The sequence below is a fragment of the Novipirellula herctigrandis genome (assembly GCA_007859835.1).
GTDB lineage: Bacteria > Planctomycetota > Planctomycetia > Pirellulales > Pirellulaceae > Novipirellula_A > Novipirellula_A herctigrandis.
This window is the reverse complement of sequence record SJPJ01000001.1, coordinates 5,012,278-5,035,840: the sequence shown is the minus strand read 5'-3', so window position 1 is coordinate 5,035,840 and position 23,563 is coordinate 5,012,278. Positions and strand designations below refer to the sequence as shown.

Genomic DNA, 23,563 nt, shown 5'->3' with positions numbered 1-23,563 from the left:
CCGTATATAAGAGAATGATTCGTCACACAGCCATGTACTCTTCAATGGCATCGATAATGATCTCAGGCGAGGGCGTTTCGCCGATCCATTGTTCGATGCAGTGGCACAGGGCACCGACTTGCCGCTGATCACACGTTATCACGGTGCGCCCCGACTCAACCAGTTTTGGCAATAGTGGATATCCATCCGTCATGTCGACGACCAGCACCGATGAATTCGAAAGAAGCCAATCGTCCCACTCCAGTGCAGCGTTGTGCTCGCCCAACAGGATGATTCCTGCATCGCGGATCACGTCCTCCTCAAATTTCTCGCCATCTTCGCGTAACAAAAACGCAACCGACTCGCTAAACTCTTTCGGCAAAACCCGCTGTTCGTCCAAATGGAATTGGCCGATCACACAAACCGAACGAGAAAGTGATTCGTTCGCTGACCGATAGTGCGTTTCAATTTGTCTGCGGATCCAATCACTCTGGGCATCATACCCGATCAATCCAACGCGTATTTTTTCGTTGCGATAGAAACAATCGAACTTTACCAAGTTGGGCTCATCGGAAGTGTTTTCATCCGAGACGGGCGCCGCGTGCTGTGTTGCCGTGTGCTTTGTTAAGGCAGTATCGAGTAAAACGCCCTGGACACCTAACACCTCAAGACCCAACAATGCCGTCGCCAGATTCTCTGGTTTAACGTCAAAAGAAAGGACCCTCCAATCGAGATGCAGTGAATCGAAGACTCGCTCCAACGCAAACTGCGTAGGGTTTCCGGCAATCGGGTGCCCAATCACCGCGATGATCGATTCAGTGGTACCATCCATGTTTTCATGCCTATCCGAAAAGGGGGCTGGTTTGAACAAACAAAGCTACATGATCCCGCGACTGAACCAAAGGGCACTACCCATTTTAGCACTCTGGGCTGTCACGATGGGTGTTTGGTTTTTGCTGCTCCAACCCAATGTTGTTTCGACCATCGAATCTCCTGAGTTGGCGTTCGTGGTGGAAAGTCTCTACGCGGGTGCCGTTCTTGGGACCATGGCCGCTGGATGTTGGGTCGCGTCGGCGGCTCCAGGAAATTGGCTTCGTTTTGCTATCCAAGCGGGGTGCATCTTGCTTGGAACCGCTATGCTGTTGAAATTTTCCAATGACAACACGCCCGCTCGAACGTTGATCAATTGTCTAGGTTTGATCCTCAGCCAAAACCTTCTATTCGCTTGGATCGGCATTCCCCATTTTAATGAGGTGCGTGATCAAGCGGATCGTCGCCGCAGACAATTCTCGATTTCGGACATGATCGTCGCGACGACTGCGTTTGCGTTACTGCTCGGCTTTGCTCGCTGGCATCAGCCCCCGATGAATCCGCATAACTATTGGATCGTCTTCACCGCCGTTTGTATTGGTCTGTCTTTGATTTCGACATTGCTATGTCGTGCAATGTTGAGTGTGAGCTTTGGAACGGGTTTGCTTCGCATACTGGGTGTGGTTTTGCTATGCGTGGCTGGAGCTGTTGCGCTAGCGTTTTGCGAATCCAAGCTCACTCAACCACCGATCGATTACCAATTGGCGATCTACTACGCACTTTCCTACTTGATGGTTTTCGCAGGCCATTTTGCAGCGATCGCCGTCACCGCCGCCGCGGGTCGGATGGGAGCAACCGCGGGGAAAGTCGCCGAGACTTTCCCCGGTTCACCTTAACATCAATCTACTGGAAAGCCCCGTTTTCGAAGTAGCGCACTGGTGTCAACATCGCGACCTCGGAATCGTCGGAAACCTTCCTCGGGATCGATCGTGTCACCAACACTCATCACGTCGTCGTGCAATCGCTTTGCGATGTCGGGATCATAGAATGTGCCCGCTTCTTCAAACACCTCCGCTGCATCCGCTGTCAACGCGTCCGACCAAAGGTAACTGTAGTAACCTGCCGAATACGAATCGCTACTGAAGATATGAGCGAAATGGGGCGTGCGGTGTCGCATCGGCAATTCTTCGGGCATTCCGATTTCTACCAATGTGTCGCGTTCAAATTTATCCGGATCAATCTTCTCTTGTTCAGTGGTATGCAATTTCATGTCGACAATCGCACTAGCCAAATACTCGACCGTGTCAAAACCTTGATTGAACTTCGATGCCTTTTTGATCTTTTCAAGTAGCTCCGCTGGCATCGACTGGCCCGTTTGGTAGTGCACGCAGTATTTACTAAGCACTTCGGGTGTATCAAGCCAATGTTCCATTAACTGCGAAGGAAACTCGACATAATCTCGGGCTACGTTCGTGCCGGCTTGCGAAGGATAGTTCACATTCGAATTCAATCCGTGCAACGCGTGCCCGAACTCGTGGAACAATGTCACCGCATCATCCCAGGAAATCAAAACCGGTTGACCTTCGACTCCTTTGATGAAGTTTGAATTATTCGAAACAATCGGCGTGATCGGCTTGTCGATATTTTCTTGCAATCGGTACGCATTCATCCATGCGCCGCTTCGTTTACCTTCGCGGGCAAAAGGATCGAAATACCACAAACCGATCCGATTTCCCTCCTTGTCATCGACTCGCCAAACACGCACGTCAGGATGAAAGACAGGTACGTCCGTCACGAGGGTGAATTGCATCCCGTACAATTGGCCAGCCGCCCACATCATCGCTTCACGCAATTTTTCCAGCTGCATATACGGTTTCACTTCGTTGAAATCGAGATCGTACTTTGCCTTGCGAACCTTCTCGGCATAGTACCGATAATCCCATGGTGCAATCTTGATGTTCGCACCTTCTTGGTCCGCGATGGCCTGCATGTCGGTCACCTCTTCCTTTACTCGGGCAACCGCCTTGGGCCAGACCTTCATCATCAACTCCATCGTCGCCGCAGGCGTTTTAGCCATCGTCGGTTCAAGTCGCCATTGGGCATGGTTTTTGTAGCCAAGCAGTTTCGCCCGAGCGTCGCGTAGACTCAAAATTTCCGAGATGATCGCGTTGTTGTCATGCTTGTCGCCATTGTCACAACGGTTGTAGTAGTTTCGCCAAACGGTTTCGCGAAGCGCACGATTATCAGAGTACGTCAAAAACGGGTCCATCGACGAACGGGTATTTGTAACGGCCCATTGATCAGGCTTGCCGCGATTCGTGGCCGCGGACTTCATTGCTGTCTTGACGCTATTAGGAAGACCTGCCAAATCCGCTTCGTTGTCGACCCAAGTGACAAAGCCTTTTTCGTCTTCGAGGACGTTCTGACTAAAGTCGGTAAAGAGCCGAGCCAAGCGAGTATTGATTTGCGATAGCTTTGCTTTGTCGCTTTGATTCAGTTTTGCACCTTGGCGGACAAAGGTTTTGTAGAGATCGTCAACAAGTCGCTTTTGTGCGACCGTGAACGAATCCATCGCGTCACTTTCGAAGATCGTCTCGATTCGTTTAAACAGCTTTGCGTTCTGGTAGATGGTATCGCGATAAGCGGATAACTGAGGCGCGACGGATCGTTCAATGTCAGGAATCGGGCCAAGGTTTAGGTTGGATGAATGCACATCGAATTGAGTTTCGAGTCGATCAAGCATATCGCCCGATTTTTCGAGCGCCACGATTGTATTTTCAAATGTCGGCGGTTCCGATTGATTGGCGATCGTTTCGATCTCTTCCTGTGCTGCGGCTATCGCGATGTCAAAGGCACTTTGAAACTCGTCCGTTCGCACTAAGTTCCACGGTGGCACCCCGCCGTAAGGTCCAGTCCATTTCTGTAGCAGCGGCGAATTCATTTCTTGACTCACGAGGGTGTCGGTGGATTCAGCAAAAACTTGTGGGCGAGCATACGAGAGAAACGCGAAAACGGTCGATCCCAAAACGAGGGTGACGGTTCTCAGCAATGCAAAGGGTGGGCGGTTCACGTGTGATTCCTTGCGAGTTGAAATTTCAAATTTTGCGTGGTCTTCGGGGTTACTGGCAATTCGGTTCACGCTGATGTGTCGATCTGCTGTGTCGATAAGGCGTCTTAGTATAGGGACGATTCCGCTGGATATCGACGAGTTGGCCCATTGATTGCTACGATAAGGGCTGATTGATTGCCAAAATGATAGCATTCTCCCATACTGGGAGCGAACTGAGGAACCTTTTGTCATGGGTCTATATGACCGCGATTACGGTCGCAACGAAACCCGGACCCCCTGGGACCGGATTGAAAAGCCGCACAGCACGACGATCATTCTGATTGTCATCAATGTGGTGGTTTTTCTGCTACAAATGATTTTCGATGGATCGCTCGAAGGGTGGTTGGCCACACATGGCTTCACACTGCTGCAACCATGGTTGTGGTGGGAATTTTTGACGTACGGGTTTGTTCACGATCCGAGTAACATCAACCACATTCTGTTCAACATGATTGGCCTGTTCTTTTTCGGCCGAATTGTCGAACGAAGGATTAGCCAGCAAGAGTTCTTGAAATTTTATCTTGCCGCGATCCTGATCGGTGGACTGGTTGCATCGGTTTCCTTTTTGTTCAAGGGCCAACCCGGTGGCAGTGTCATCGGCGCTAGCGGGGCGGTCGTCGCGACAACCATTCTGTTTGCGTGCTACTATCCGCAAGCCGAAGTCTTGCTAATGTTTGTGTTGCCGGTGAAAGCGTGGGTGATCGCCGTTTTCTTTGTCGCGGCTGACTTTGCAGGTGCCCTTGGCATCATGTCGCTCACAGGAGCCAACACGGCATTCGAAGTTCACTTGGCTGGTGCGGCATTTGCTTTACTCTACTTTTTTCGCAATTGGAATCTCCGCTGGTTCAGCTTCGATTTTCTGACCGAGTTTCCTGAGCGAATCCGTCAGCGGTCACGCCGCGCGAAACTGAAAATTCACGATCCTGATCGGAAAATCGAAAAAGAAGCTGAGGAAGCAGACCGGATTTTGGCAAAAATCCATGAACTTGGCGAAAGTAGCCTGTCAAGGTCCGAACGCAAGACACTTGAGCGTTATAGTCGACGGCAACGCGAACGACGTGATCATTCTTAAAATACGTTTCTCTCATCCCCGAGGCGCCGAACATGAATCATCCAAATGTCCACTCGTCTAGTGTTTGCTTGAGTCGCCGAAATTTGGTGAAAGCTTCGGCCATCGCCGGCTTCGCTGCGATGCTTGCTCGGCCGCTCGAAGCCTTCGCGGCTAATGCTCCTTATCTCGACCGCATCGGGCTTCAACTCTACACCGTCCGCAACCAGATGTCCGAGGATGCCGAGGTAACGCTCTCGGCAATCGCCAAAGCGGGATATCAACAAGTCGAGTTGATGTCGATTGACGAGGACGCCATCAAGATTGCGGGAATCGCCCGTGACAATGGGATGATGGTTCACAGCGCGTTTATGGATTGGAAAGCAATCGCGGATCCCACAGCCAAAGGTGTAACAAGTGTCGACAAGAGTATCGAACTTGCTGAGCGTTTGGGACTTCGGCACATCGTTTTCGGCTACATCGGTAAACAGAACCGCGATACGCTCGAAAAGTGCCAACGAATTGCCGACGCGTCCAACGAAGCGGCGTCCAAGGCGCACGATGCTGGTATGCGAATGTGTTACCACAACCATTCCTTCGAGTTTGCAAAATTTGAAGGGAATGACCAGACTCCCTATGACGTTTTCATGGAACGGTTTGACCCCGAGTTAATGGAATTCGAACTCGATGTTTTCTGGGTTAAAATCGGCGGAAAGGATCCGTTAGCGATGATGAACCAGCTTGGCAAACGGATCAGCCAAGTTCATTTGAAGGATTTGAAGGATGGTGTCGGGACAATCAACGACGAAGGAAAGGTCCCCGCCGACGCATTCAAGGAACTCGGTAACGGTACGATCGACATGAGACAGATTGTCGACTTGGCGAAGAAGATCGGTGTCGCCGAATGCCATGTCGAGCAAGATCAGTCACCCAATCCAATCGAAAGCATCCGTACAAGTATCTCTCACCTTCAATCCCTCTGAGCTTTATGAAATCGATTCTAAGACCACTCGCTACGATCATGCTGCTAGCAACTGCTGTTCTTGTGAACGCCGACGAACCAGCTAAAACAGGCCCTTTGGCGGTCGGGGACAAAGCGATCAACTTTGAATTGCCGATCATCGGCGAAAATAGCTACGTCAATCTCGAAGACGAAATTAGAAAAGGCCCCGTTGTGGTCGTGGTCCTTCGCGGTTATCCCGGATACCAATGTCCGCTGTGTAATCAGCAAGTCAGTTCGTTGATCAATCGAGCGAAAAAACTTGCCGAGTCCTGCCAACGAGTCATCTTGGTTTATCCTGGAAAAGCCAACATGCTAGAGCAACACGCCGAAGAGTTTATGGGATCACGATCGATTCCAGATCCAATGGTGATGGTTCGAGATGACGCGATGAAGATGGTCACAGAGTGGGGAATCCGTTGGAATTCACCTCGCGAAACGGCCTATCCTGCCACCTACGTGATCAACCAAAATGGCCGGGTCGCATGGTCCAAGATCAGCGATTCACATGCCGGCCGAAGTCGACCTGAAGAGATACTCCAAGCGATTCGCAAACTTGAAAAGTAAGAAAGAGACACCCTTGACCGCTCGCATTCAAATTGTTGGTATTGGCGACGATGGACTTGATGGTTTAACTGGCCAAGCCAGACAACTAATCAAAAATGCCACCGTTCTTGTTGGCCCATCGCTGCTGTTAGACAAAATCGGGAATACGGATTCCAAACGGATTGTCGTCGGCAGTAACCTTCAACAACTTCAACAAGCGATCAAAGAGCTTGGTGATTCATCAGCAGTCGTTCTAGCTAGTGGTGATCCACTGTTCTACGGAATCGCCCGATATTTAACCGAAACGTTTGGCAAAGATCGCTTTGAAGTGATCCCGCATGTTAGCAGTATGCAATTGGCGTTCGCTCGGGTGAAAGAAAGCTGGGACGATGCCTACCTCACCAACCTTGCCACGCAACCACTCGATCGTGTGGTCGACAACATTCGCACAGCGGAACTGGTCGGACTTTTTACCACCGAATCCATCACACCCGCTGTCGTCGCTGAAGCACTTCTAGACCGTCGGATCGACTATTTCACTGGATATGTTTGCGAAAACCTCGGTACGCCTGACGAAACCGTGACCCAAGGAGATCTGCAATCGATCCGCACGCAATCCTTTGGTTCAATGAACGTGATGGTTTTGGTCCGCCGGCACGGAGCAGCCGACCGACCGAGCGGCAGCGCGCAACGACGTTTGTTCGGTAACCCTGACGACCTTTTCCTGCAATCACGCCCCAAACGTGGACTACTAACACCATCGGAAGTCCGCTGTATCGCCTTGGCAGAATTGAGTCTGACCCCCACCAGTGTTGTTTGGGACGTCGGCGCGGGCAGTGGATCATTAGCCATCGAAGCAGCAGCAATTGCGAATAAAGGCAAAGTCTTTGCCATCGAAATGGATGCGGAAGACTTCGCCCTAATGATCGAGAACGCCAAGATGTTCGATGTCCCCTCCTTGGTTCCAATACATGGTCAAGCACCGGAGGCATGGAAGGAACTGCCAGACGCCAATGCCATTTTTGTTGGCGGCAGTGGGCGAATCGTTCCTGAGTTGGTTTCCAGCGCAATCAAGCGTCTAACAAGTGGCGGACGAATCGTGGTGAATGTTTCGAGTCCGGACAATTTGGTTGCTGTGCAACAAGTCCTCGGGGACGCAGCAATGCAACCGGATGTCCGCATGATTAACATCGCTCGTGGCCAATACCAACTCGATCGAGTCCGCTTCGCCTCACTAAATCCAACGTTTTTGGTTTTGGGGCAAAAGTAAGCTCGAACTTCACTTCCACAACGGACCATCTCGTCCTACCGAGAACATCCCTTTCGATACAATCTTTCGGCGACTAAAAGAAAAATCGTGTCCCAACCCCAACCCCAACCCGTTACCGCCGAATGTCGATTTGAGTCGAACGATTGCGATGAATCCGCCGGCACGCTTTATATCAAGGTTTTAGAACGACTGATCGCCATCCCAACGACATCGCGCTTACAGGCGCACCAAATGCTCGGTTCTGACGAACTGGTTGCCATCCTGCGCGACAATGAGATCGAAGCGGTTGATGGCTATTTCTGGGGCGACCAAGGTTGCTGTGGCTTCTAAACCGATCAGCGTGGAATGGGCGACGTGATTGTCAATGATCCCTGGACACGTGCTTCACATGTACAATGGACGATTCGACCCCGAAAGGATCGCTTGGTATCTCTCTAGAGCCGATAGCACAGGACTCATCAATCATGCAATCGTCAACAAAGTTCAAACGCCAAGCCCTCCACGGCCGATTCAAATTGCTGGTCGTTTTATCATTGGCCGTTCTTCTTGTCGCGGAACGAGGAACGACCGCGTTGACTCAGGATTCCGCTTCATCCCCCACGGGCAAGTCGTTTCGTGAACTTCACGATGATCTTCGCCAGCGAATGTCCGAAGACCTTGGCGAAGCCGAACGCTTTCTCGACGCTCAAATTGCCGCCGATCCCAATTCGGCCGATCTGAATGTTCTGCGCCATGCATTGGCCATTAAACTGATCGATTCTGGCGACGAAAAAGCCGCCACGGCGCAGTTCCAAAAGTTGCTAAATTTCCAAATCCAAAACATCAACGAGTCGGAAAATCAATTTGGTGTCTGGATGACAGTGCAGAGCATTCGTGAAATCGTTGACCGAAGCGGTCAAATGGATGAGTTGAATCAAGCCGTTGACCTAAGTCTCAAAGCGTTCGCAACGCTCGACACCGACAGCGAGATCCAGCGGATCTTCCCCTTCACTCAACTGGCCGTCCTCAAGGCCCAGCAAATCGCAAATGATGGTCAGAGCGAAACTGCCAAGCAATTCGTTGACGCACACTTGGTCAAGATGACCAAGATGATCCAATCCGCCGATGCCACCGACGAATCATTTCACGCCGTCATCCAAATGCTTATGGCTTTAACGGACAACAGCGCCGAGAACGATGCATGGCGTGAAGAGTGCATTACAAAACTCGACTCATTTGTTGACGAAGCGATCGAGCGGTTTCCCGACTCACCGTTACTGCAATCCGATTATGCAACCGCTCAATTTGCACTGATCACCAAGTGGCGTCAGGATGACCCGGACGCCACACTAAAGAGAATCGAACGGGTGACGAAAAAACTGACATCCGTCGCCACCAAGAATCGCGCCGTTGCAGCAACGCTGCGACGAATCGAAGTTCGCCAGGAAAACATTTCTGCTGCTAAATCGGTTTCATCCATGGTCGGTAAGCCCGCCCCCGCTTGGGACGTTGACGCATGCGTCAACCGATTGGAAATTAGCCAATCATCGCTGAAAGGCAAGGTTGTGCTTGTCGATTTTTGGGCGATGTGGTGCGGTCCTTGTATCGCTACCTTTGACCATTTGCGAACGTGGCGAGAAGAATTTGGTGACAAAGGATTCGAAATTGTCGGGGTGACTCAGTACTACCGATTCAAATGGGATGACCAAAAAAAGAGAGCCTCACGGTCCAAAGAAGAATTTGAACCGACGGACGAAATCAAATCGCTTCGCATGTTCCTCGATCATTACAAGCTTGAGCACCCCGTTTTCGTCACTCCAATGCATAGCGAAATGCAAAGCAATTACGGTGTCCGCGGGATTCCGCATGTGGTTCTAATCGATCGAGAAGGTGTCGTTCAATTCGTCAAAACAGGCGCTGGCGAGGCAACAGCGAAAGTAATCCACGACAAAATCCAAGAGCTTCTCAAATGAACTTGGCTAGCCGTCTGCATGCCTAAACTCGATTGAGTTTTCCAACCCCGATCAGCCCCGCTATTGCTACTTCGACGGCATCAAGCGGCTACCGCGCCGCTTGAATTTCGCGAGACTGGATGAATTGCATGCCAATTGCCCCAAGAGTAATCCAAAGAATGCACCAGCAAGGTGAGCTTCAACGATTGGCGTAAAGTTCGCTGCGTCGACGAACAAGGTTTGCCCCGTCGTGGCTTCGTAAGTGAGCTTGCCGATCAGCCCGACAACGGGAGTCAGCCAGACCAACGCCGCGATCCGATCGCGATCGATCCAGCAACGGCGGCATTGATCAGCGACCAGCCAAACGAACAATCCCGTATCGATACCGCTCAGTCCTCGATAGACCAGCATCTCGTCGCAACACAGCGCGATGATCAATGCAACACCCGCCATCATGATGACCAATGCAATCGCAAACCAACGCGGATGTTCCCGTTCGCACGCCGCGCCCAAAATCGCGAACATCAATAGGTCCCAGCACAGATGGTTCCCATCGTAATGTGTCAGGTGACCTGTCCAAATCCGCCACCACTGGCCGTCGGCGACGAGAAGGTAATCCAATTCCATCCACTGTGACAGCGAGGGAATCAAAAAGGCGAGTACCGCAACCAGCGTGATGGCGATAGTGAATCGGTAGTTTTGGATGGCTTGTGTACACATCGTGAATTAGCTCATGGAATGATGACAACGCATCATGACGACGGCCGTTGCGACCGTCGCGGATGTCCAGGCAAGTTGCTTACGTCCTGTTGCGGTTTTTTCTTCTTCCCGCCATCGCAGCTCCACCGGCGGTTACCAGCGCCAGTAGCGCAGTCACGGGATCAATCGCACCACCACCACGTCCACCACGGTTACGACCACGACTAGAGGATTCAACATCCAAGTCCACGCTGCGGCTTGGCCGGACCGATTGCGATGGAGACTGCGAAGCCGATTGATTCGGCTGCGGCCTCGTTGTTGCGGGAGCTTGCACCCGATCCGGTGTTGAAACCAACTTCTCGGCTCGCTCGACCTCAAAGCCCTCGCTCGCACGGCGTCGCATTTCCGCGAGTTTTTCTTGAACGGTGTTGCGTGATTGTCGGTCACGCTCTATTCGCGTCGCATTGCGCTGCTCGATCTTCCAACGTTTGTACTCGGCATTGTTTTCCAACACGAGCATTGACGCATAGGGCGATACGATTGAATATGCCTCGGATAGACGGACGATCTCGTCACGCTGGGATCCTTTCCCAGCTCGCTCGCCCGCCAACAGTCGTTGCACGCGTTGTTGGGCCCAGATTCGTTCGATTTCACTGTTACCTTCGTCTGCTTTTGGCAAATCCACCTCGACGGTTTGTTTCCAAGGCCCGCCTTGTACGGTACCGGTGAGCGTGATCGCGACCGGACCGTTCGCACCATATCGCCCGAGCAGTCGCAGTGGAGTCCCGTAGAATAGGTCCCCTAGTTCCGTCGGTTCGACATCACGTACTGCAGCTCCGGCAAATTGCGCCGCAACATTCTCGATGGCGGGACGTACGAGTTTCTGACGCATCAGGTGCGCCTGACGGCCAAAGCTGTCTTCGGTCGAGACGAAAGCGGCCAACCCACCCGCCTGTTTTGCCATTTGATCGAGCAACGGGCGATTGACTTCATTTCCAACACCGATACAGAACACTCGGACGCCCGCGGGTCGAGACTGGATCAAGCCAAGCAACTCTGCCTGTTCACCCACTTCGGTCATCCCGTCACTGAGCAGGACGACATTGAGCGGGCGATCATCATCACGATAGGCGTAGGCAGCCGATAGCGCGGGTTGCAGTACTGTGCCGCCGCGTGCTCGTTGCGCATCGAAAAATTCTTTGGCTTGATCCAAATTTTCAGCAGCTGCGAGTTGCAGAGAACGGAACAGTGGCGTTGGCACAAGATTGAAAGCCAAGCATTCAAAGCGGTCGTCGGGACCGAGCGAATCGATGAATGCCACCACACTTTGTCGGCTGATCGCGAGCTTTTCGTCACGAGACATACTTCCCGAAACGTCGAGCAAGAAAACATAGTCCATCGGTTCGGCGGTGCTGCTTAGGTCTTCACCAGGAGTCAGCGTCAACATGAAGTAACCGTCCTCGCCTGCGGGATGACTGGTGATTACATCCAAGCCGGTCCGGGGACGCTTGGTTTGCACCGCCATCACAATATCGCGAGACAAATCGGCTTCGTTCAGTTCCATCGCGGCTTGAGCGTATTTAGGCTCGTGGCTGACCACGACAAAGTCATCTGGGTGTGACTCGCTATGGAGTTCCTTGATCGGCACTTCACTTTTGAAATCAACTGTCATCGAAAACCGCCCCTTCACTTGCGAGTCGAGTTGTCCGCCACGGACATCGGTCGCGAGCGGATAAACGTAAGTTGCCCAATCATGATCGACATTGAGCTGCTGATAATACTCGATTCGGATTCGTTGTTCGGCACCGGCGGGAATCGGGAAAATCCGCATCTCGAATTGCTTGAAATCGACCTGCTCTAGCAACCCCGGATCGCGTTTCTTTTGTTTGTAGCTTTCGTAGATTTGCCGGGCTCGTTCCTTTTCAACGACTTCACCGATCATTTCTTTCCCTGCGATCCACATGCTAAAATTGGAAACGCTGGCTTCGCGAGGAACGGGAAACGTATACAGGGCTTCGACCTGGCGATTCTCTGTGTTCACAAACACCTGGTCCACCTGTGTGACGGCGATCGAGTTGTTGACGGTGACGCGAACATCATGTTCTTTCATTTCAAGCACCCCACCAAATCCACCTTGGGACACCAACAATCCAGCGGCCGAAGCGTGTGAAGGAAGAACAAGAGTGATCAGTGCCACCATGACTCCAGCGGCAAGAATAGCCGTACCATGTCGGTTCTGAATTTGGTGACATCGAGTTGCTTGCGTAGTCATAGCGGTACCCCTCACGTAGAAGTTGAGAAATGGGCGACCAGAAATAGGTCGCTAAGATTGAAGAGCCCCCGACGAGCTGACTTGCGCGCGCTTTCACCGAATTTGAGATACGACGGCTGAGAGCATGTCAGTGATAGATTGACGAGCATTGATGCGCAAAAGTCACCATCCGCCACCGAATGACGAACGTCGATGAATCGCAAGCCAAATGACTATTCGGCATCGTTTTCCATGACCTTGAATTCATGGAGACTCAGAGAGTACGCACTTCCGGCGGGCTCGGTCTTTGCAACGTAGGCAGGGTCGTTCCTCCGATTTCCTTCCATGTAGTTGGCCGAGTAACACAACCACATCGTCTTGCCGTCATCGGAAACAAACTTAGAAGGGATGTTTAGAAAGTAGGCCTGAGGCCCGAAGTTCTTCATGTGCGCCACCAACTTCCACGGCCCCGTAAGTCTATCGGAGGCAAGGATATAGCTCGTGTATTTGAGACGACTGGTGACCTTTCGGTGACCGTCGGTGATACACATGAAATATTGTTTGAGGCCCGGGTTGTAAGAAACCGTCGTGATGCCGCAGTGGTTGTTCCATGAGAAGATCGGTTTGATTTCTTGGAAGTCTCTCGTCCAAATGGGCTCACCGTTTTCGTTACGCCCACAGAAGAACTCATATTTTGAAACATCGTTGATGTTACCGATACTTGGCGTCACGCGCGCCATGTAGACCGAGTCGCCGGTAACCCAAGAGTTGTTGGCAAGGCGTGGATGACGATCGGGAGACTCCGCCCCATGCCCCACCAAATACGCCTTCCCGTCCGGAGAGTGTTCCATGTTCTTACCGAAATCAACGAAGTGCGGCGCCCCCATCTTGATGAACGGACCCGCTTTTCCTTGGTTGAGGTCGAGTTGATCCCGAGCTACCTCCTGAAACAGAGGCTTGTCGGCAGTGTGTGGCGTTTCGTGCCAAGTCTTGCCGAAATCGATCGACCAACTGAATCCTACGAGTGGACCGAGCACATACCAACCAAAATCCGAACTCACTGTCTTAACCGGTTGGTCTAGTCCATAGGTTCCGTAGTACCACACTCCATCATGCAGCAAGCTTCCGCAGGGATACCGTCCTTGAAAAGGCGATGCCGATGCGACGCGAGTGCCCCAATCAGCGATTTTAAGATCGAGCGGGTCGTCACCTTCAATCCTGGCGTAACCCGTCTCTGCGTCCTTGCCTTTGGCGGACCACACGAAGTCCATCTTGCCGATGGTTCCGTCGGTCCAAGGCGAGTAAAGGTGACCGTCCGAAGCCCAAGACGGATACCAGGTGTCAGCCTTGGTATAGTTCGCGTAGCGACCACTGAATTCGACACCACGAAAACGCTCCGATACCGGTGGCGCGCCCGACGGAAGTTCGCCCGATGCTTCATACGTTGTCGGCATCGTTGGCCTAACCTCGATAGCAGTCCACACCGTTTCCTTTGTTGCATCGCTTGCCAACTCTGGTTCCTCGGCAATGACCCAAACACCTATGGCCCAAACACCTATGGCCCAAACACCTATGGCCCAAACACCTATGGCAAGGAGTAACATCAATCTTCGGTACATTTCCAGCCAACCTCGCTGCATAGGACTATGGCAACACAACAACCTTCGAAGGCTGTGCGCTACCATGTGTTGTTTCTACTTAATCGACGAATTATCTTCACTCTGGTTGCTCTGCACTTTCGTTGCTCAGCACTTTCTCTCACCTATGACGCTTCTTGGACCGGGCCATGAACGATCTTGATGATTGGCGTTGGAACGCTTTCGTTTCCCTGTTCGTCAACGGCAACGACACGATAAAAATAATTGCCCAAAAGCGGTTGTCCGTTGCGATCTCGTGCCTTGTCGGTGAAGACCAAGGCATCCGAAGGTAAGTAAGTCAACAAGGTCGCTGGGCCAGGCAGAAAATCAGGCGATTTGCTGCGGTATATCTGGTACCAATACATGTCGTCGCCCGATGCACGCCATTTCAATATGCCATCCGAATCGACGAGTCCTGACGGCGGAGATGGAAGTGTTATGTCTTTGATTGAGTAACCTACCAACGACGCAGGCTGCATGACGCCAGCTTTAGGAAAATGGCCAGTATTTGTTCCATCGGATGCGGCGACATAATACTCCAAACCAGCCTCGGTGACCTCGTGCCCTGGAATGCGTCCGCCAAAAACGGCTTTTGCTTGTCGCGTCATCGGCAATTCGATCCACTCCGGCTCGCCCGGTTTGCGGAAGAAAATCATTGCCGAAATTTCTTCGAATGCCCGACCATCGAGCACTCTTGCCACGACATCAACCGGCTGTCCGATAGGTTGAGATGTAGGTGGCGAAATCACAATCACGCGCGGGTCAGCTACGTCTGCATCACCGCCTGAACAATGGCTACGAATCGAGCGAAGACTTTCGTTACCTGCCGCATCCACCGCCGCTACTTGATAGGCAAATCTCCCATTCACTTGATCAGCGTAGGTGTTAGCGTCCGGTGGCAATAGAGTTTCATTGATTTGTTGTCCGTCGCGATAAACATTGAATCCATGGACGGACGGTTGTTCGTTTTGCCAGGAAATGCACGTTCCGTCGGTTGTGCCGCGGGCGGATACATCCGAGGGCGATTGAATTTGCTGTTCGCGACGAAGCTCATCAACTTTCGAGACATATCGGAGTTTTACAAACCGATTCTGAATACTGATGATATTGCCAAGCGACGAGATGTCGTGGACTCGTGCAACAAAATTACCAACCCAATCGTCAAAGGCACCCGGTAGCTCATTCCAAGTGATGTATGGAAAGTGCTCGTCCATCTTCAAGTAGTTTCTCACGCTTGCGAGCCGGTTTTCCAGTCGCTCGAGCCGCTCTTTTTGACCGATGTCTTTGCTTTTGTCGACGAGGCCTTGGACCACTTCAAGTTGCGAGGTGGCTTTGTCGTATTCGTTCTTGGCTTTCAGCAAGAAACGCAAACAGAGCGTGTGTTTTCCAGTAACAATTTCAGTATCCGTCTGAGTGGTCTGCCATTGCGCTGAATGAGCCAAGTCGCAAACGCCGACAAGTGGACCATTGGGCCCGTCGATTCGCACTTCGACATCCAAGTCCTTCCGTACTCGCGACTCTAGGGCAATTGCGTTTGCACCGGTACCAAAATCAACATCGTCAAAGTGTAGCCAGTCGCCGCAGACAATTTTACGAACGTACTCTCCATGATCATCCTCTCCATGATCATCGGATTTGAACTTTTGGAGTGTTGGCCCACGTCGGAGCGAATAGCTGACAGCAGCAATCTTTGTAACGGTCGATGCGGGCTGATCGTTCGAATGGCGATTGAGCAGTGTAATCTTCGCCAAATCTAGCACATGCCCTTGCTCAGCACGTCGGTTTGATCCCGTAAAATGGGGCGTTTGTCGACACTCCCCATGGTCTTCCGCGAATGGTTCATTCTCGTTGATGATTTCTGTAACGGCTGCCGCGTTTTCCGATCCATAGTTCTTTTGGGCATACTCGTGGTAGACGTCATACGACGAGTCATATTTATTCTCGAGATCCCAAGGAGCTTTGGCAATGTACGACAACTTAGGCTCGATCGCATCGCTAAGTCGCCATGTCAGGCAATACAGTCCCGTCATGTTGGGGACACGTTTTTTGTAGGAAGCGATCGTTGTTGATAGATGCGTGCCGTACGGATAATAGTGCTGAGAGCACCCGCCGTCGACTTCGAGCCACGGACATCCCCAGTACTCTCGATCACCGTAGATTTCTCCATTCTCGAAACTTGCCCCGTAGCGGGCGATCGGCGCGCAGATCACATCCTCGGGTAGCGATGCCACCGGCTCGGGTTGTAGGCCCCATCCCGAAACGGCCAAACGTGTTTTGGGCGATTTCGCTTTCACTCCGTCGTAGATCTGGTCAAAAATCTCGCGCCATTGCTTGTATTCGTCGCTGCTCCAAGCACTATGCTTTTCGGACTGAAAACAAAGCAAATAGTCCAGTTCAGGATAGTGGCTCGTGATCTGATCAATTCGAGACTGAACTAGTTCAGCATTCGTGGCCGCCACACCATACTCAGACGGTACAACATCAATATCCAGGCCGATCCCAATTTTGATGCCACGTGAGTGCGCATAGGAAATGACACGTTCGAACTCCGAAATCCCCTTATTGGCAACTTGTAAATTGGTTAAGGATTCGTTGTGCAAGGTACAGTCGGCGCCAAAATCATAATCGCCATATAAATCGCTGGCACCAAAGCGATATTCGTTGACGTCCCAGGCTGGACAACACCAATGGTGTCCCGTGGATGCACTGGCCATCCAACTGCGTTTCAAAAACCCTTGATATTGGAACGTATGGAACATTTCCGTGTGACCACGACCGTCCCAACTATGCGATTTGTTGTAGTTGTGGATGTGGATAAAATTCATCCGCATCTTGGCGGCTTGATCGAGTACAAACTTCCAATCATTCCATGAAAAAACAGTGGCCGATTGGTGGAAGTTTGTCCAAGGCAGTACGCCACGAATCCGCATCTCCGGTGTTTTGCATTCATCGATATCGGGAATGGTCAGACGATCTTTCTTCTCAGGCAACACATCGCCGGAAAAGTAAAAGCCTACGCCGTAGTGATCATCCAATAGGCCGTAGACACCATAGAGTGTCCCCTCGGCATCATGACCAACGATTGCCAACACGGGATGTCCGTTTTGATGCAATTTTCGAAGTAAAAAACCTTGTGGGCCGAGTGCCTCGGAATCCACTTCCAACTGACCATCAGCGGCCAATTGTCTGACAACCGCGTTGGTTTGTTTGGTGCCAACGACAAAAGCAGGACCATCGATCGACGCGTTATCGTCCACGATGGCTAGTTGCGAACCGGAAAGTTGATAGAGGTATCGTTGCAGTTCCAACGCAGCGTATTGTTCCATCTCGCTCGCCGCAACGCCGACGACGATTTGTCCATCGGATGCTTCAGCCGCATTTATACAAAACAACGAATACACTGCCAAAATCGAGATAAAGTGTCTCATGGTTTGTTCGCAATACCTAAAGAACGCGGTTGGTGGGCGATAAGAGCTTGCCTTATCGTTGATGGAGGCGTGCAACCCAAAACGGAGGGAAATGGGTATCAACTGGAATGCTGGGCTCCGGAATGCTGGGCTCCGGAAGGCTGGGCTCCGGAAGGCTGGGCTCCGGAATGCTGGGCTCCGGCAATCGTTCCTACACATCTTGCTGAAAAAACTCCCAGCAAACAAGTTGAAAACGATGGACGGAAGTGCTGATTGCATGGATGAAGTTCGCGTTGTCATCCGCTGCTGTTGGGCATGCCACTCCTGTAGCAAATCTTGGAATCATTAAGGTTTTGTCATTCTGGAAGACTAGTAGCGGATTAGGTGGATTGGAACCGAGATACGAATAATGTCCATGCATTCAGCACTTCCGTCCATCCTATCCACTGTTTCGGGAAGGTATGCTTAGAACACTACCAAGGTTTGATGAACCTGTTCTAGAACGCACAAAACTTGACTCTGAATTGCGAGATACCAGGGGATCATGATGACTCCGCGCGAACGCCTGAGAGCTACACTCAATCATCAGCAACCCGACCGGGTCTGCCTCGATCTCGGAGCAACGTGGGTGACGGGCATTGCAGCGAGTGCTTATGCGCGGCTGAGGGCTGCCCTGAACCTTCCCGAGCGTCCCCCCAAAGTTCACGAGCCTTACCAGCTTTTGGGGTTCGTCGAGGAGGACGTGCGGCAAGCGTTGGGGGTTGATGTTGTCGGTCTTTGGGGGCGATCGACCATCTTTGGATTTAAGAACGATGGATGGAAGCCTTGGACGTTGCAAGATGGCACGGCGGTACAGGTATCAAAACAGTTTGAGTACAGCGAAGAAACCAATGGTGACATTTTGGTTTATCCCAAAGGGGATCGTAATGCCAAACCATCGGGACGACTTCCCAAGGGAGGTTACTTCTTTGACGCCATCGTGCGCCAGCAACCGATCGACGAGCACAACCTTGACCCCAATGACTGGGCCGATTCATTTGGCGAATTTGATGATGAGGATCTTGCTCACTTCGAGCGTGAAGCGAACCATGTGCATCAGCAAACCGATTACGGGCTGGTGATGAATTTCGGCCAGGGTGGACTCGGTGATGTCGCCTTTGTCCCCGGTGAGAATCTGATCGAGCCCAAGGGTCTTCGCGACCCGAACCTTTGGTACGAGTATTTGCTGCTTGAACCCGATTACATTCGTGGCATCTATGAACTACAGACCCAGGCCGCGATTCGAAATATGGAGTTATTGCATCAAGCCGTCGGCGAAAAACTCGATGTCATCATTATTAGTGGGACCGACTTCGGGGGCCAGGAAGGCATGTTAATTTCTCCGAAAACATTCCGCTCTTTGTGGAAACCATTGTTCAAGCAAATGAACGATTGGGTTCATGAACATACGACATGGAAAACTTTCTTTCACACCGATGGCTCGATTGTTCCTATCCTCGATGACTTCATCGAAATCGGCGTCGACATCATTAATCCGGTGCAATGCTCTGCTGCGGGGATGGAAGCCCAAGCGTTCAAAGATACTTATGGCGACCGCTTGGTCGTCTGGGGCGGCGGTGTCGACACGCAAAACACGCTACCCTTTGGATCTCCAGAGGAAGTCTACGACGAAGTCAGCGAACGTATCCGGATCTTCAATTCCGGCGGCGGTTTCGTCTTTAACAACATTCACAATATTCAGGCACCCACATCTTCCGAGAACCTGCTCGCCATGTACCGGGCGGTGAAGGATAGCTATGCGACTGCGGAAAAGTTCTAAAGTTTCTTTACCGGTTTTTACCCAAACTGAAAAGCGAGGCCACGATGTACAAGGTGTGGTCGCGTTTGTTTCCGCGATCCAGTCAATAGTGCTGCCCGTTGCCAATAGTGCCCGTCGCCAATAGTGCCCGTTGAAAGTAGCTATGATGAACCAAACTCGCAGCACTCACCAAGACGATCATGGAAGCACCGTGTACCTGACGCTTGTCGTGTTGGTCGCCACGCTAGGAGGCTTGCTGTTTGGCTACGATACCGCGGTGATTAGCGGCGCTATTGGTTTTTTGCAGCAACATTTTGAACTCGATGCGGCCACAAAAGGATGGGCTGCTTCAAGCGCCCTCGTCGGATGCTTCGCAGGGGTCACTTTCGCAGGAGAACTCAATGATCGCTTGGGGCGGCGGTTTGCACTTCTGATTTCGGCGTCACTTTTTCTCGTTTCAGCAATCGGCACCGCGCTACCAGAGACGCTTACCCAGTTCATTATCTTTCGCGCCATAGGTGGCCTTGGAGTCGGGATTGCGTCCATGACCAGCCCGATGTACATCGCCGAAATTAGCCCCGCACGGATTCGCGGGCGAATGGTCTCGCTCAACCAATTCGCGATCATCTTCGGCATGTTGGTCGTCTATTTCGTAAACTACTTTATCGTCGGTCAAGGTGACGAGGCTTGGAATACAAGTACTGGATGGCGATGGATGTTTGGATCCGAAGCGATTCCGGCGCTGCTGCTCCTCGGACTCATGCTTGTCGTACCGGAAAGCCCGCGTTTTCTGTTCAAGCAAGGCAACCAGGAAAAGGCCCGCAGGATTCTTCAACGGATTGATGGCGAAACACACGCCGATCGGGAGATCGCAGAGATCAAAGCGACGATGGACGAAGAAACCGGGTCGATCACCCAACTTTTACAACCTGGGATGCGTATTGTTCTTGTCATTGCCATCCTTCTCGCGGTGCTGCAGCAGATTACTGGCATCAACGTGTTTCTGTATTATGCACCGGAGATTCTCAAGTCGATGGCGGGAGCAGAAACGGATGTGGCCCTGCTGCAGACAGTGCTTGTTGGTGCCGTCAATCTTGTCTTCACCGTGCTGGCGATTTGGATTGTCGACAAGGTAGGTCGCAAACCGCTAATGATCATCGGTGCCGCGGGTATGGGCATTTGCCTCACCGCAATCGGCCTATCGGTAAGTGCCGGAGCGGTTAGCGGCTGGTTGCTCATTTTTATGCTTGGATACATCGCCTGCTTTGCAATGTCCGTGGGGCCAGTAACGTGGGTGATCCTTTCCGAGATCTTTCCTACGAAGATCCGCGGCCGGGCTTTGGCGATCGCCACATTCTTCCTTTGGTTTTCAAACTTCGTCGTCTCCCAAACGTTTCCGATGATGGACGAGCATCCGTGGTTGGTGGAGAAATTTAATCATGGCTTTCCATTTTTTGTCTATGCAGCGTTCTGCCTCGTCCTGGTTGTTGTGATGTTTTGTTTTGTTCCGGAGACCAAGGGCCGAACTTTGGAAGAACTCGAACGGATGTGGCTTGAGCGCCGGTAGGATCTCGTTTGTGACATTACGGATTCTTACTTTGAATTGGAGACGCAGTGGCTCTGGAACATAACCACCGACCTGCGGCGACCATGCGTCTGCCCAGTGCGTTCGACTATAGCCTTACCGGCGAAAATGCCGATCGTGCTGTGGAACTCGGGCTTTCCGAAGCCGATTGGTACCAATGCGCGGTCCCTCGCGCCACGATGCGCAGGCTGTTGGTACGCAGCAACGGTCCGGCGATTCGCGACACGATCATCTGGCTCGGGCTAATCGTTTGCTGTGGCGGTGCAACGATCACGTTATGGGGGTCGTGGTGGGCACTGTTACCGTACCTCGGCTACGCGATGCTTTACGCTTCGACATCCGATTCACGCTGGCACGAATCAAGCCACGGTACTGCCTTCAAAACCGATTGGATGAACAACGCACTCTACGAACTCGCCTCGTTCATGGTAATGCGAGAGTCGGTCGTTTGGCGTTGGAGCCACACGCGGCATCACAGCGACACGATCATCGTTGGTCGCGATCCTGAGATCGTGGTGCCGCGTCCGCCAAACATCAAAGCGTTGGTCTGGGGTTTCTTCGCTTTTCCGGTAATTCCAAAGTACTTCACACGGATTGTCATGCACAGTTTCGGCCAGATGGCGGAAGAGGAGAAAACATTTATTCCCGAGTCTGAGTTTTCCAAAGTCTACCACCGCGCGGGCATTTATTTGGCGATCTATTTCATGATAGTCGCCTTGGCAATAGCAACCTGGATTGCGACCGGCAGCCTTCTGTGGGGAAGTCTGCCACTCTTGCTCGCCTTGCCACATCTGTTTGGCTCTTGGCTGATGCCGATCTACGGACTAACACAGCACGCAGGACTTGCCGAAAACGTTTTGGATCACCGTTTGAATTGCCGCACGGTCAATATGAATCGGATCAACCGGTTTCTGTACTGGAATATGAACTTCCACGTCGAGCACCACATGTTTCCTCTAGTTCCCTATCATCGTTTACCCGAATTGCATGAGTTGGTGAAGGATGATTGTCCAGCGTCGTACAGGGGCTTGCTCGTCGCATGGCGAGAAATCGTGCCGGCACTGCGGCGGCAAGTGAAAGACCCGACATATCACGTTAAACGCATCCTACCCGATCCCAAGACCCAATCGAACGAATGCCTTCACCGTTCCGATGCCCCGCCCGACGCTGAGGGGTGGCTTGATGTGATGGCCGCTGATAATCTCGATCGTGAGGACGTTGTTCGATTTGATCATGGCAGGAAGTCCTTCGCGATTTACCGCGGCGACTTAGGGCAACTGTATGCGACGGACGGAATCTGCACGCATGGCAACACCCACCTAGCCAACGGGTTGGTCAAAGGCAAGGTGATCGAATGCTCGAAGCACAACGGCCGCTTCGACCTTGAAGATGGCTCGCCAGCCCGAGCACCGATTTGCCGCGCACTCGCCACTTACCCTGTTGAAGAGCGTGCAGGCCGACTGCGGATCAACGTGATGAAGGCTGGCGGCAAAGGAGCACGCAAGAAAGAGGCATTCACTTTGCGAGTAATCAACTGCCGGAGCGTCTCGACCTTTATTAGGGAACTGGTTTTCGAGCCAGTCGATCAACAGGAATCGGTCAAGTTTGAGCCAGGAGACCATTTGCAGTTTGATATCCCGGCGTATGAGCGGATCGAGTATCGCGATTTCGATATCCCAGAGCCTTATGCCTCGGTATGGAGAAACCAGCATGTCTTCGATTTGGGCGTTACGAACAGCGATACAAGTCGGTGCAACAACTACTCTATCGCAAACCACAAAGAGCCAGACCGGAAGTTGATGTTCAATGTGCGAATTGCCACCCCGCCGGCGGGACAACTCTGTCCACCCGGAGTTGGCTCGAGCTATATGTTCAATTTGAAAGCTGGAGACACGGTGACCGCGACTGGTCCCTTCGGAAACTTCCATATCAAACCAACCTACAAGGAAATGGTCTACATCGGTGGCGGTGCAGGAATGGCTCCGCTACGGGCGCATCTTTCTCATCTCCTAAACAATGAAAATACAGCTCGCAAGCTGAGCTATTGGTATGGCGCACGTTCACAACAAGAAATCTACTATGCGGAATACTTCGAGAAGCTGGCCGCAACCCACGACAATTTCGACTTTCATCTTGCGCTCTCCGAACCGCTTAAAAAAGACAACTGGATGGGCCACGTCGGATATATCCACGAGGTAGTGCGCGAGCATTACCTTAACAATCACTCGAGCCTCAAAGCAGTTGAGTTCTATCTTTGCGGTCCTCCGATGATGATCAAGGCGTGTACCAAGATGCTTGGAAGTTTAGGCGTGGAGCCGTGTCAGATTGCCTACGACGAATTCTGATTCGCTTAGATTGTTCGCGACGAGGTGGTTTCCGGCACCCATTTTCAACCTGAACCTATCGTACAAACCAAGGACGATGACTTCCAACGGTTCTTAGCCTGACGTTTCTTCCTGCGACGGGCTGGCTGGATTCTAACGGACCATACCT

16 protein-coding genes are annotated in these 23,563 nt (G+C 51.9%); 10 read left to right on the top strand and 6 right to left on the bottom strand.

Annotation, left to right across the window (positions count from 1 at the left end; translation table 11 throughout):
* Nucleotides 1-22: 22 nt before the first annotated feature.
* The gene (locus tag CA13_RS18270) at nucleotides 23-811 is read right to left on the bottom strand and encodes a hypothetical protein (RefSeq protein ID WP_146399012.1); all 789 of its coding nucleotides are present in this window, start codon (nucleotides 809-811) and stop codon (nucleotides 23-25) included.
* On the opposite strand from CA13_RS18270, the gene CA13_RS18265 reads away from it, so the two are divergent.
* Nucleotides 810-1,685: a hypothetical protein gene (locus tag CA13_RS18265; protein WP_146399010.1), complete on the top strand. Its 876-nt coding sequence runs from the start codon at nucleotides 810-812 to the stop codon at nucleotides 1,683-1,685. The two genes, CA13_RS18270 and CA13_RS18265, sit on opposite strands and share 2 nt — an antisense overlap.
* Nucleotides 1,686-1,687: 2 nt before the next feature.
* Here the strand turns inward: CA13_RS18265 and CA13_RS18260 are convergent, their stop codons facing one another.
* Nucleotides 1,688-3,730, bottom strand: a complete 2,043-nt coding sequence (locus tag CA13_RS18260) for a M3 family metallopeptidase (protein ID WP_146403750.1) — start codon at nucleotides 3,728-3,730, stop codon at nucleotides 1,688-1,690.
* A 358-nt stretch (nucleotides 3,731-4,088) separates the two neighbouring features.
* Here CA13_RS18260 and CA13_RS18255 point away from each other — a divergent pair, with 358 nt between their 5' ends.
* The 6 genes from CA13_RS18255 (at nucleotide 4,089) to CA13_RS18230 (ending at nucleotide 9,714) form a co-directional block, all read left to right on the top strand.
* Entirely contained in the window at nucleotides 4,089-4,970 is an 882-nt protein-coding gene (locus CA13_RS18255) for a rhomboid family intramembrane serine protease (protein WP_146399008.1), read from the top strand.
* A 32-nt stretch (nucleotides 4,971-5,002) separates the two neighbouring features.
* A complete protein-coding gene (locus CA13_RS18250) occupies nucleotides 5,003-5,929 on the top strand; it encodes a sugar phosphate isomerase/epimerase family protein (protein WP_146399006.1) in 927 nt (308 codons plus the stop codon).
* Nucleotides 5,930-5,934: 5 nt separating this feature from the next.
* Complete coding sequence (locus tag CA13_RS18245; RefSeq protein WP_419194533.1) at nucleotides 5,935-6,513, top strand: redoxin domain-containing protein; 579 nt, start codon at nucleotides 5,935-5,937, stop codon at nucleotides 6,511-6,513.
* Nucleotides 6,503-7,762, top strand: coding sequence for a precorrin-6y C5,15-methyltransferase (decarboxylating) subunit CbiE (gene cbiE, locus CA13_RS18240; RefSeq protein WP_419194532.1), 1,260 nt, complete (start codon nucleotides 6,503-6,505; stop codon nucleotides 7,760-7,762). The genes CA13_RS18245 and cbiE overlap by 11 nt, the downstream gene beginning before the upstream one ends.
* Nucleotides 7,763-7,849: 87 nt before the next feature.
* The gene (locus tag CA13_RS18235; protein ID WP_146399002.1) at nucleotides 7,850-8,092 is read left to right on the top strand and encodes a hypothetical protein; all 243 of its coding nucleotides are present in this window, start codon (nucleotides 7,850-7,852) and stop codon (nucleotides 8,090-8,092) included.
* A 134-nt stretch (nucleotides 8,093-8,226) separates the two neighbouring features.
* Entirely contained in the window at nucleotides 8,227-9,714 is a 1,488-nt protein-coding gene (locus tag CA13_RS18230) for a TlpA family protein disulfide reductase (protein WP_419194531.1), read from the top strand.
* Nucleotides 9,715-9,780: 66 nt separating this feature from the next.
* Here CA13_RS18230 and rrtA read toward each other — a convergent pair whose 3' ends face one another.
* The 4 genes from rrtA to CA13_RS18210 all read right to left on the bottom strand — a co-directional run bounded on the left by rrtA (nucleotide 9,781) and on the right by CA13_RS18210 (nucleotide 17,708).
* Nucleotides 9,781-10,413: a rhombosortase gene (gene rrtA / locus CA13_RS18225; RefSeq protein ID WP_146398998.1), complete on the bottom strand. Its 633-nt coding sequence runs from the start codon at nucleotides 10,411-10,413 to the stop codon at nucleotides 9,781-9,783.
* Between the two features lie 79 nt (nucleotides 10,414-10,492).
* A complete protein-coding gene (locus CA13_RS18220) occupies nucleotides 10,493-12,664 on the bottom strand; it encodes a VIT and vWA domain-containing protein (protein WP_146398996.1) in 2,172 nt (723 codons plus the stop codon).
* 212 nt (nucleotides 12,665-12,876) lie between these two features.
* On the bottom strand, nucleotides 12,877-14,247 hold the full coding sequence (locus CA13_RS18215) for a DUF4185 domain-containing protein (protein ID WP_146398994.1): 1,371 nt from the start codon (nucleotides 14,245-14,247) through the stop codon (nucleotides 12,877-12,879).
* Nucleotides 14,248-14,405: 158 nt separating this feature from the next.
* On the bottom strand, nucleotides 14,406-17,708 hold the full coding sequence (locus CA13_RS18210; protein WP_419194530.1) for a carbohydrate-binding protein: 3,303 nt from the start codon (nucleotides 17,706-17,708) through the stop codon (nucleotides 14,406-14,408).
* A gap of 523 nt (nucleotides 17,709-18,231) precedes the next feature.
* Here CA13_RS18210 and CA13_RS18205 point away from each other — a divergent pair.
* The 3 genes from CA13_RS18205 (at nucleotide 18,232) to nqrF (ending at nucleotide 23,415) form a co-directional block, all read left to right on the top strand.
* The gene (locus CA13_RS18205) at nucleotides 18,232-19,506 is read left to right on the top strand and encodes a uroporphyrinogen decarboxylase family protein (RefSeq protein ID WP_419194529.1); all 1,275 of its coding nucleotides are present in this window, start codon (nucleotides 18,232-18,234) and stop codon (nucleotides 19,504-19,506) included.
* A 142-nt stretch (nucleotides 19,507-19,648) separates the two neighbouring features.
* A complete protein-coding gene (locus tag CA13_RS18200; protein WP_146398990.1) occupies nucleotides 19,649-21,052 on the top strand; it encodes a sugar porter family MFS transporter in 1,404 nt (467 codons plus the stop codon).
* 47 nt (nucleotides 21,053-21,099) lie between these two features.
* A complete protein-coding gene (gene nqrF / locus CA13_RS18195; RefSeq protein WP_419194528.1) occupies nucleotides 21,100-23,415 on the top strand; it encodes an NADH:ubiquinone reductase (Na(+)-transporting) subunit F in 2,316 nt (771 codons plus the stop codon).
* The last annotated feature ends 148 nt before the right edge of the window (nucleotides 23,416-23,563 follow it).

Bases quoted from the DNA above. Each gene is read 5' to 3' on its own strand.
- CA13_RS18265 (WP_146399010.1), top strand. From the start codon at position 810: ATGTTTTCATGCCTATCCGAAAAGGGGGCTGGTTTGAACAAACAAAGC.
- CA13_RS18270 (WP_146399012.1), bottom strand. From the start codon at position 811: ATGGATGGTACCACTGAATCGATCATCGCGGTGATTGGGCACCCGATT.
- CA13_RS18260 (WP_146403750.1), bottom strand. From the start codon at position 3,730: ATGAATTCGCCGCTGCTACAGAAATGGACTGGACCTTACGGCGGGGTG.
- CA13_RS18255 (WP_146399008.1), top strand. From the start codon at position 4,089: ATGGGTCTATATGACCGCGATTACGGTCGCAACGAAACCCGGACCCCC.
- CA13_RS18250 (WP_146399006.1), top strand. From the start codon at position 5,003: ATGAATCATCCAAATGTCCACTCGTCTAGTGTTTGCTTGAGTCGCCGA.
- CA13_RS18245 (WP_419194533.1), top strand. From the start codon at position 5,935: ATGAAATCGATTCTAAGACCACTCGCTACGATCATGCTGCTAGCAACT.
- CA13_RS18230 (WP_419194531.1), top strand. From the start codon at position 8,227: ATGCAATCGTCAACAAAGTTCAAACGCCAAGCCCTCCACGGCCGATTC.
- rrtA (WP_146398998.1), bottom strand. From the start codon at position 10,413: ATGTGTACACAAGCCATCCAAAACTACCGATTCACTATCGCCATCACG.
- CA13_RS18220 (WP_146398996.1), bottom strand. From the start codon at position 12,664: ATGACTACGCAAGCAACTCGATGTCACCAAATTCAGAACCGACATGGT.
- CA13_RS18215 (WP_146398994.1), bottom strand. From the start codon at position 14,247: ATGTTACTCCTTGCCATAGGTGTTTGGGCCATAGGTGTTTGGGCCATA.
- CA13_RS18210 (WP_419194530.1), bottom strand. From the start codon at position 17,708: ATGAGACACTTTATCTCGATTTTGGCAGTGTATTCGTTGTTTTGTATA.
- CA13_RS18205 (WP_419194529.1), top strand. From the start codon at position 18,232: ATGATGACTCCGCGCGAACGCCTGAGAGCTACACTCAATCATCAGCAA.
- CA13_RS18200 (WP_146398990.1), top strand. From the start codon at position 19,649: ATGATGAACCAAACTCGCAGCACTCACCAAGACGATCATGGAAGCACC.